Raw genomic sequence first — 9,687 nt, forward strand, 5'->3', positions numbered from 1 at the left:
ACGGCGACGCGCTCAGGGCGCGCCGGGTGGGGTCACAGGTACTGGCCGCACACCGGCCACGCGCCGGGGCCCTGGGTGGCCAGAACGTTCTCGGCCACCCGGATCTGCTCTTCACGGCTGGCGTTCGCGGCGCTGCCGCTGCCGCCGTTGGCCTCCCAGGTGCTCTGGGTGAACTGCAGGCCGCCGTAGAAGCCGTTACCGGTGTTGGTGGACCAGTTGCCGCTGCTCTCGCACTGGGCGACGGCGTCCCAGTTGCCCGATGCGGCCGAGGCGGTGGCGGTGGAAAGACCGAACGGTACGGCAACGAGAGCTCCGGCGATGGCGGTCATGCCGAGAACGCGGGTGCTGAACTTTCGGGTCTTGGACATATGCGAATCCCTCCCTGTGCCCACCGGCAGCGCGTTGGAAGCTTGCGTGCCCCTGTCCCCAGGTCATGTGTCGGGGTTTGATCCGAACCGTGGGACAGGGTTGCCGGTGTTCTCCGGTTCGGTCGGCCCGTCCCGGTTGGTCGGGGCCTGCGAACGACGGTAACGAAGAAATCTCGTCAGATCACGTATCGATAACTATCAATACGTCGATTGGTGCGCACCGGGAATATGTGTAAAAGTCCAGGTCATAAAACGATTTCTCCCTTACCCATGGCGGTGTGTCACGACACTAAATGTGACCGGGATCACCAGAAATAGGTAATTCGTGTCACGCGTATAAGCGATCGATACAATCGGCAACCGCACCGTTAACGTTCTGAGTCCCGGCACCCGGGTTGCCGTTACGGGGCCCGGGCGCCGGCGGGCCGATAGTCGCCCAGGGAGCCCGGCGTGGGCGCCGCAGTCGGCGGTTCGGCCTGGGTGGCCGCCGACCGATACGCACTCCGACCTGGCGATTTGGCGGTCTTCGGCGGCCGTGTGTAATGTTGTGTTCACCCAACGCGGGGTGGAGCAGCTCGGTAGCTCGCTGGGCTCATAACCCAGAGGTCGCAGGTTCAAATCCTGTCCCCGCTACTACGGCAAGGTCCCGGAGAGAATCTCTCCGGGGCCTTTTCTTTGTGTCGCGGCATCGTCGTCCGACAGCCGCGGCCGGTGAGCCGATCTTTCCGAACCCGTTGTCGCCCGCTCGGCGATCGGGTGGTCTCGGTCGTGCGGTCGGCCGGTGAAAGCGATGTCGCAGAGCTGGGGGATGGCAACCGGCTCCGGTGGTGCGCGCGAGGCGTTCGCTCTGCCCGAATCCGGCGGGTCCGGGGCCGTCCGGTGCGGCGGGGCCGAGGGCGGTCGGATGTATTGTGGCAAAAGAGGACTGGGCAATCGTCTGGCTATTTCATGAAGGAAAGCCTTCATCGGTCGATTTCGGTAGGTGGATATCGTTCGGAATCGGTGGTCGGAACATGTTTTCCAACGGGCAAATCCGTAATAGCAGATATGCATCCGATGAATTACAACGGTGCAATTCAACTGATGCTCGGCCGGTGGCGATGATGGCGCCCTACTGCCTGAGAGGAGCGCCGAGCGAGTGGATCGGCATACCGCCGGCCAGGTTTCACCGGCGCGACCCCGGTGGCGCCGTGAGCCCGGCGGGAGCTGCGGGGCAGGAGTTGTCACCTTCGCATCGTGCGGCGCGCACGGGTTTGGGCGTTGCCGGACGCCGGGCGAACTGCTTTGCTGGGTCAACTGCCGAACCGGAGGAATGAGCGCCGTGCCATCTGATTTCACGCTGAAGGCCGTCAACGTTGTGCACCGTGCGCTGCTGCGGATCAGCTTCGGCCGCCTGGGCACCGAGTACTTCGGGATGCCGGCGCTGGAACTGACCACCACCGGCCGTAAGAGCGGGCAAGCGCGCTCGGTCATGCTGACCGCGCCGGTCGTCGAGGGCGAGGACTACATCATCGTCGCGTCCCGCGGCGGTGATCCGACCCACCCGGCGTGGTACTGGAATCTCCGCGACAATCCTGCCGTCGAGGTCTCCTTCCGTAACGGCCCGCGCCGGCCGATGACCGCGCATATCCTCTCCGCGGAGCAGCGGGCGCCGCTGTGGTCCCGCATCACCGCCGCCTTCCCTGTCTACGGGGATTACCAGAAACGCACCGGCCGGGAGATCCCGTTGGTTCGGCTCACGCCCACGAACGGAGACGCTTGACCGCGAGGTCGCGCGGCGAGTATTTCGAGGAGACGGGCCGATCCGGCCGGCGTCCATGGTGCGGACGCGGCGATGCCGGTCCGGCCACCCCGGCGACTTCTTCCGAGCGCGACTCGGGAGTCGGTGCCGCGATCCCGTGAAGCCGCGACCGTCGCCGGCCCGTTCCCGGGGCCCGCGGCGCTACCCTGGTCGGCTCTGTTGCCGTGATCGGCGCATGCAACCGTGGACTACGCCGTGACGTTCGGGCGTCCGGTCCACGCCGGGAACGAACCGATGGGCGCTATCACCTGTGGTCCCGGTGCCGAGACGGCACCACCAGCGCCCGCTGGTCGCGCCGTCGGCAAAATACGGAACGCGTTGCGGTGCCGGGTCGATGGCCGGTAGAGGGGTCCGGCCGGTGGTCGGTAGCGAAGTCAGCCGTTACGCGTGAGGCTCGGGGGCCCCGGTTCGGACTCCGCGACCGGGGCCGCGGCGACCGGATCGGTCATGATGTCGCGCCACCACGAATCCAGCCGGCTGGGTTCCGGCCAGATCACGGGTGCGTGCTCGGCGGTCGATTCCACGTCGTTCTCCTCGGGGCCGGTGTTGTCGGGCATCCTTGCCTCCTGTACGCGTGGTGCGCCGGCGGGTCGCTGCGCGTATTCGTACGCTGCTCCGATTGCGCCGCCCCCCGTAACCGGTGTCGCCGGAATTCCCGCGACCGAGCAACGTAGTGACAGCAGATCGCCGGACCCGCCCGGTACCAATGTGCCGCAATTCTAGCCTTTTTCGTTCCGACTGCCCACGGATTGGAATCCGTGGACCACCGGTGACTTATTGGGGGCGAAACCAACTGTCCGCACGGTATTCTGGATGTGTCTGTGCGAGAACAGCTTCCGATGCTACGTGACGCATCGACGCACCCGGAGTCGACAAAACGACCGGTTTGTAATATACGGCGCGTGTATTGCGGAATGCTCGCGCGCAATCCGGAATTAATGCCGGTGTGAATGTACTTTCATTTGATCGTGCAGAACGGTGCGACATATGAAATCCCGGTGAAGAAGTCCCCGGTCGGGCGGTTGACGGAGCGCAACGATGCGGGAGCGCGCCGCCCCCGGCGGCGGTGCTGAGTACACTGCCAGGCATGTCGGTGGCGTCGTCGCGATCGCGGATTCCGGGGGAGATCAACGGATACGAGGCGCGCTGGGCGGAGCACAACACCGAGCGTCAGTTGCGCATCCTGCGGGCCGCGGTCGAACTGCTGGAGGAGAAACCCCTGGGCGCCGAGGTGCCTGTGCGGCAGATCGCCGAACGGGCCGGAGTCGCCAAATCCGTGGTGTACAGGCAGTTCAACGGCCGGGAAGACCTGGACCGGCGGATCCGGTCCTACCTGATCGACGATCTGGGGGCCGTACTGGACGCACAGCTGGACGTCTCGTCCGGCTCGGTGCGCGAGATCATCACCCGAACGGTCCGCGCGGTCGCGGACTGGATGGGCGACCACCCCAACCTGGCCGCGTTCGCGCGGACCGGCCCGCCGGTCGGTGGTCCCGAGAGTGTGGACGCGATCGCGAGCCTGAAGATCCGGATCACCGAGCGGTCACGGGAGCTGATCGATGCGATCGCCCGCATCGTGGAGGTGGATTCGGCCGCGCTGCAGCCGGTGCCGTTCGCGGTGGTGACCATGGTCGAAGGTGTGCTGGCGGCGTGGGTCGCCGATCCGGAGCCGAGCCGGACGCGCGCGGAAATGGTCGCGGACCTCTCCGGCTACGCCTGGTACATCCTCGACGGCGCGGCCCGGACGGTCGGTGTGACAGTGGACCCGGACCGGGAACTGGCGCAGGTGGTCGCCGGACTGCGTGGTTCGGCGGGGTGAGAGTGCGGGGTCCTCGACCGGGCCGAACGCCGTCGGTCGGCCCGGTCGTGCCGGGTCAGGCCACCGAGGCCCGAGCCCGGCGTTCCGGCTCGCTGCGATAGCGCGAACGGTCGCCGTCGATTCCGAGTGCCCGCCACAACCGCGAGGTGACCGGGTTCATCAAACCGAGCTCGTCGGCGAGGGCCCGCATATCGCCGAAGTACCCGGACAGGATCCGCCGCGAGTGCGGGCTGCGCCAGAACGCTTCCTCGATGACCTCGCGCGGTACATCGAAGCGGCGGGCGAACTCCGGCGGCGGCGCCATGATCTCCCCGGCCAGCCAGCGCAGCGCCAGCGGAAAGGAGAGCCCGCACAGCGCGGTCGAGACCGGGCCGAGTTTCGCGATATGCGCGCGCAGGAATTCTCCCGCGAAGGAGATGTGGCGCGCCTCCTCGGCGATATGGATCTCCATCGTCCGCACCACCAGCGGCGGTAGGTTCGCGCCGTTGCGGATCATCGCCTTCTGATAGTGGTCGATCGGCTCCTCGCCGCCGAGGATGCCCAGGAACAGCACCACATGCGCATAGCCTCCGGCCACCCCGATGAACGGGGAGAGTGCCCGGAAGATCGGCCGCATACCGGGCACATCGTCGCCGATCCGGTTCACCAACTCCTGGAACATCTGGATGTGGTTGCACTCTTCGGTCATCTCGTGCAAGCAGTAGCGGAACTCCGGGGAACCGTTGGGCAATTTCGCGATGTACTGCATCATCCCGCGGATGAGCACGGTCTCGAAGGCCGCGCCGACCTTGATGGCATTGGCGATCCGCCAGCGGCCGATCTCGATCTGTTTCGCCGGCGGCAGTTCCCGGTACCAGCGGGTGGCGCCGAGCGGATCGTAGTCGGGGGAGAGGATCCATCGGGGATCGTCGCGGTCGAGGGCGAGTTCGGGCGCATCCCAATCGATGTCCAGATACGGATCGAACCGGCGGTGCACCGACCCCTCCGACAGTGTTTCCAGCGTCTCGCGGTACCGGGTGTCCAGCTTGGGAGCCCGCGGCAGAGTCGACGGCGTCATCGGTGCCTCCTCGTGCGTATGGCGTACATCTCTCTACGGACGAATTTACCGGGACTCGGCGTCTCAGTAAATAGAGGGTGCGGAGCCGCTGCGTAATCGTGCTCCGCTGGGAGAAGCCGAATGCGTGACCGGGAGGGACGTGAAGGCCGCGTACCGGGCGCACCGGCCCGCGCGGCTATCGAGCGGCGACGGTGTGCGTGTGTACCCGCAGGGTCTCGATCCGGTCCCGGGTGGGGTGGAAATCCAGGATCAGCAGCGCCGGGCCCGTCGGCAGATCGGCGCTGATGGTGACCGAACGACCCGCCGCCAGCGTTTTGCCCTGCCGCAAACCGCGCGCTCGTACGGCCAGCTCCGCACTGTCGATCGACTCGCCCGACCACAGCCGCACCGTGTCACGGTCGCCGGTCAGTGCCGTGAGCGTCGCGGTATCGCCGGCGGCCGCCGCCGTGCACAACCGCCGCGCTATCCGCTTCCCGGCGGAACCGATACCCCTGCACGCCCGGGCCATACCGGTCAGGCCGCGCACGCCCTGATTGCGCAGCAGCAGGCCGCCGAGCCGTGCACCGGCCCGCCACCCCTTCGGACCGGTGCCCATGAGCTGCCCGACCATGGGCACCAGTTCCCAGTACGCGGCCAGATAGCCGATTCGCAGGGCGCCGTCCTGCTCGACCACCTCGTAGCGCAGATGCATCGGCACCCGGACCCGTGCGCCGGTCGACATCGTGATGGTGATGGTGAGATCGCGCAGCACGGTCGCCGGGCCGGCGAAATCGTGGGCCACGTCGAACACGATGTCGTTGGGCGCGATGAAGGTGTCGTAGAACCGGGCGATCGCGTCGTCTCCGGTGTGCGGGTCCGAACCGACCGGATCGTTGACCACCGCACCGGTCGCGAACAGGCCCACCCACGCCGCCCGGTCGTGGGCCGCTACGGCGCGAGGGGAGGCGAGAACGGCCTCGCGCAGGTCCGCGGCGGTCGGGTCCAGCGGCACGGTGACTCCTCTCGGGTGGCCGGAATTCGCTCCCACAATAGAACACGTTCTATGGATGGCCGAGTGACGTAACCGTGCCTGCTTGTGAAAATGTCGGTGCGGTGCGGCATCATCTGTGCACGCAGCTATTCGACGAACAAGTGAGATTGCCCGGAGTGCCCCATGCCGTCGCGAACACCAGCGAACGCGAAGCCGAAACCTCTGTCCGACAACGACCTCGAGCAGATCGCCGCGGAGATCGAAGCGGGGCGCCCCCCGATGGTCTGGTTCACCGCCGCGGCGGTGGGGGTCACCGAGGGACGGTCGGGCAAGGTGGTCTCGCTCGGCGATCCCGCCGACGGCGACTTCCTGCAGATCCGGCCCACCGGGTCCAAGGATGTGCTGTCCTTCGGCCCCACCGAGGTCACGCTGGTAAAACCCCAGCGTGACAAGCCGGCCGCCGCGCCGCCCCCATCCCCACCCGCCCCCGAGAAGAAGGAACTGCCCGTGACTCCCGCCGCGTCCCCGTCCACCTCCGCGCCCTCGGCCGCGGACCGGAAACCGGCGCCCGGCCCGGCGAAGAACTCTGCGGCCGAGACGAAACCGGCCGCGGCGCCGCGAACCCCGGCCGCTTCCAAGGCGACCAAGGCACCGGCCGCGCGCAAATCCAAGACGCCGGAGGTCACCGTCACCATCAACGGCACCGCCGACGGTGAATGGACCGTCGATGTCACCGCGGGTAAGAAGCGGACCGCCCGGGCGGTGCCGGTCACCGGTACCGCCGTGGCGCAGGCGGCGAAGCTGTTGCCGCCGGAGGTGTCCGAGGTGGTGGACGGCCTGCTGGAATCGGTGCGGGGTGCCCAGGAAGCCAAGGTTCAGCAGCTGCAGGCCGAGCTCGAGCAGGCGCGCAAACTCCTCGAAGAACTGACGGACTGATTCGCTGCGCCGGTAGACCGCCCCGGGGCCACTTCCTGCGGGGCGGGATCCGCTCAGCGTTCGAGGCGGGTGCCGTCGGGCCGTCGAGAGACCGGCGTCTGTCGCGCACCGGCACTGTAGGCCGACCCGAGCTGTTCGAAACGCCCTTGATACACAAGCGCTCCCGCCTTCTCCGGATGAGCGGCACCCGTGGTCGGGCTCCGACCCGCGGCGTCGAGACGCCGCGGATCACACAGCGGTTTCCCGCGGTCGCCAGCCGTGGCGGCTCGGTTCGGCCGGGGTGTACCGGATCGAGTCGTGGAACATGTAGCCGAAGCCGCGCCGTTTCGCCTGGTACATGGCCGCGTCCGCGTCACGGATGAGGTCGTAGATGCTGGCGTCGATATCGCGGGGGCCGCCGCAGGCCAGTCCGATACTGGCTGTCAGCGGTACTTCGCCGGTGCTGAGCTGGAACGGCTTCATGAACACACCGAGCAGGCGTTCGGCCATTTTGGTCGCTTCCATCCGCTCCAGCGGAGCCAGGACGACGAATTCGTCCCCGCCGTAGCGGGCCACCACATCGTCGCGGCGCACGGTGGAGCGGATCCGGGTGGCGGCCTCGGCGATCAGCTCGTCGCCGACGGTGTGCCCATAGCTGTCGTTGATCGCCTTGAACTCGTCGAGATCGATGAACAGCAGGCAGAGCGCGCGTTCGGCCCAATCCCGGTGTTCACGATGCAGTACCCGCAGCAGCGCGGAACGGTTGAGCAGGCCGGTGAGCGGATCATGATCGGCCTGGTATTGGGCGCGCCGTTCGCTGCGGGTGCTGTGGCCGATCGCGCGTTCGCTGCGGATCAGCAATCCGATGAGCAGCAGGGCGAGTACCGCCGACACGATGACCTGGTCGAGCGGGCTCAGCGGGGCGCGGGCCACCGGCACCAGTGAGGAGAGCACCAGGGCGACGGCGATGACGCTGGCACGCTGGCGGGAATGGTGGATGCGGATCGTTCGCGGCGCACCCAGCGTCACCATGGTCGGGTGCAGTGCCGCCGCCCCGGCCGCCAGGTATGCGGCGATCAGCGGCAGGACCAGCACTTCCGGCGCCGTGTTCAGGGTGCCGGCCGTGACCAGCCGGTACCCGAGATCTGCTGCCAGCGCTCCCGCCAGGGCTGTGTGCAGCAGGCGTAGCGAGGTTTCCGAGCGGCTCGAGGTGGCCAGCGAATGCGCCAGCAAGGTGAGCAGCAGCGCATCGCAGACCGGCAGAGCTACCGCGGTGACCGTGTTCACGCCCGCGGTCTCGGAGTGCAGGACGGGTGCGATGAGAAAAATCCAGGACGCCAACAGCGCGCCGAGCCCGATCAGCCCCGAGTCCAGGACGACATCGGGATGGGCCCGGGCCTGACGCGGCCGCAGCCACATCAGGGCCGCCAGGCCGGAACCGAGGTAACCGGCGAGCGTGCAGATCTCGTCGAGAGGGGTGGACGCGTAGCCGGTCAGTTCCCGCAGCACGGTTCCGGTCGCGAAGGGGAGTGCGGCCCCGGCCAGCAGGTACCACGGCAGCGGATGGGACGGACGATGCCGGCGCAGGCCGAAGCCGATCATGACGACGGTGCCGGCGGCCGCGAACAAGGTGACCGCCACCGACAGCGGACGGGACCCGAGTATCAGATGCGCCAGGAGCGGCGCGCCCACCATCACGGAAAACGCTGCGCCATAACGTATCCGGTGGATACCGTGCCGCCCTGCTCCCTGCGGTTCGCTGATGATCATCAGCCCCCCTTTGATCGCTCCATTCCCGGTGAAATCGAGCCGCGTCGCAGGCCTGGGTCCTTATCTGTCTGTCGTGCTCTACCTGTCCATCGAGCGGCGGCTGACGCAAACCGAGTGTTCCTGTACGAGGGGATGTCCGAGCCGCCCGCGGTGCGTTCGGCCCACCAAAGCTGGACTATGGATCCGATGATGACACGCAGTGTCGAATTTGTCGCTCTCTTGGCGCAACAACGTCGTAACAGGTGTCGCTATCGTGGCGGCGCGGCGGAACTCGGCCACCGGCGGGTGGCTCGTACGGTGGTCCGGTGACCGAACGCGAGGAGTACATCACCCCCGGCGGGCGTCGTCGATGGTCGGCGCCGGGCCGGGTGAACCTGATCGGTGAGCACACCGACTACAACGACGGTTTGGTGCTGCCGATAGCGATACCTCTGGCGGTCACCTGCGAAGGTATCCGGCACGCCGACGATCTGGTCCGGGTGGGCTCGCGCCAGCGGCCGGGCGAACCGGTGCGGCTCCCGGCCGCGGCACTGGTCACCGAGCGGGATCTGCTGCCGGGCTGGGCGCGGTATCCGCTGGGTGTCATCGCGGAGTTCGGGCGCCGGGGGCACAAGATCGAGGGCTTGGAGCTCGGTTTCGACGGCGCGGTCCCGGCCGGGGCCGGGCTGTCCTCCTCGGCGGCGCTGTGCTGCGCCGCGGCGGTGGCGGTCCGCGATCTGTGCGCGCCCGAGGTCGGCGACCGGGAACTGATCGATATCGCCCGGGCTGCCGAGAACGACTATGTGGGTGCGCCCACCGGGATTCTGGATCAGGCCGCATCGATCCTGTGCACCGCGGGCCACGCCCTGTATCTGGATGTACGTGCCTTCGGGGCGGCCGATTCGGGCGGTTTCGAACAGATTCCGTTCGACCTCGCGGCCACCGGCCTGCGGCTGCTGGTCATCGATACCGGACAGACCCATGAGCACGCGGCCGGCGGGTACGGCG

Annotated in this window: 9 protein-coding genes and 1 tRNA gene; 5 read left to right on the forward strand and 5 right to left on the reverse strand. The window is 67.7% G+C overall.

The window, feature by feature from the left end:
* Positions 1-32: 32 nt before the first annotated feature.
* Complete coding sequence (locus tag NS4_RS28980) at positions 33-368, reverse strand: transglycosylase family protein (RefSeq protein ID WP_063062668.1); 336 nt, start codon at positions 366-368, stop codon at positions 33-35.
* A gap of 559 nt (positions 369-927) precedes the next feature.
* Between NS4_RS28980 and NS4_RS28985 the strand changes: the two genes are divergently transcribed.
* Both NS4_RS28985 and NS4_RS28990 read left to right on the forward strand, forming a co-directional pair.
* A tRNA-Met gene (locus NS4_RS28985) sits at positions 928-1,001 on the forward strand.
* Positions 1,002-1,689: 688 nt separating this feature from the next.
* A complete protein-coding gene (locus NS4_RS28990; protein ID WP_063062675.1) occupies positions 1,690-2,130 on the forward strand; it encodes a nitroreductase family deazaflavin-dependent oxidoreductase in 441 nt (146 codons plus the stop codon).
* 413 nt (positions 2,131-2,543) lie between these two features.
* Here NS4_RS28990 and NS4_RS28995 read toward each other — a convergent pair whose 3' ends face one another.
* A complete protein-coding gene (locus NS4_RS28995) occupies positions 2,544-2,726 on the reverse strand; it encodes a hypothetical protein (protein WP_063062669.1) in 183 nt (60 codons plus the stop codon).
* 530 nt (positions 2,727-3,256) lie between these two features.
* On the opposite strand from NS4_RS28995, the gene NS4_RS29000 reads away from it, so the two are divergent.
* Positions 3,257-3,988 (forward strand): TetR/AcrR family transcriptional regulator, encoded by a 732-nt coding sequence (locus tag NS4_RS29000; protein WP_063062670.1) that lies wholly within the window; start codon positions 3,257-3,259, stop codon positions 3,986-3,988.
* Between the two features lie 55 nt (positions 3,989-4,043).
* On the opposite strand, the gene NS4_RS29005 is transcribed toward NS4_RS29000, so the two are convergent.
* Together NS4_RS29005 and NS4_RS29010 are read right to left on the reverse strand one after the other, a co-directional pair.
* Entirely contained in the window at positions 4,044-5,045 is a 1,002-nt protein-coding gene (locus NS4_RS29005; protein WP_063062671.1) for an AurF N-oxygenase family protein, read from the reverse strand.
* A 175-nt stretch (positions 5,046-5,220) separates the two neighbouring features.
* Positions 5,221-6,036, reverse strand: a complete 816-nt coding sequence (locus NS4_RS29010; RefSeq protein WP_063062672.1) for a nuclear transport factor 2 family protein — start codon at positions 6,034-6,036, stop codon at positions 5,221-5,223.
* Positions 6,037-6,198: 162 nt separating this feature from the next.
* On the opposite strand from NS4_RS29010, the gene NS4_RS29015 reads away from it, so the two are divergent.
* Positions 6,199-6,951: a DUF6319 family protein gene (locus NS4_RS29015; protein ID WP_063062673.1), complete on the forward strand. Its 753-nt coding sequence runs from the start codon at positions 6,199-6,201 to the stop codon at positions 6,949-6,951.
* Positions 6,952-7,179: 228 nt separating this feature from the next.
* Here NS4_RS29015 and NS4_RS29020 read toward each other — a convergent pair whose 3' ends face one another.
* Positions 7,180-8,700, reverse strand: a complete 1,521-nt coding sequence (locus tag NS4_RS29020; RefSeq protein ID WP_063062674.1) for a GGDEF domain-containing protein — start codon at positions 8,698-8,700, stop codon at positions 7,180-7,182.
* A gap of 305 nt (positions 8,701-9,005) precedes the next feature.
* Here NS4_RS29020 and NS4_RS29025 point away from each other — a divergent pair.
* Positions 9,006-9,687 (forward strand): GHMP family kinase ATP-binding protein (locus NS4_RS29025; protein ID WP_281220049.1); only part of this gene is annotated, 682 nt, incomplete at its 3' end.

This window comes from Nocardia sienata NBRC 100364 (assembly GCF_001613205.1).
Lineage (GTDB): Bacteria > Actinomycetota > Actinomycetes > Mycobacteriales > Mycobacteriaceae > Nocardia > Nocardia sienata.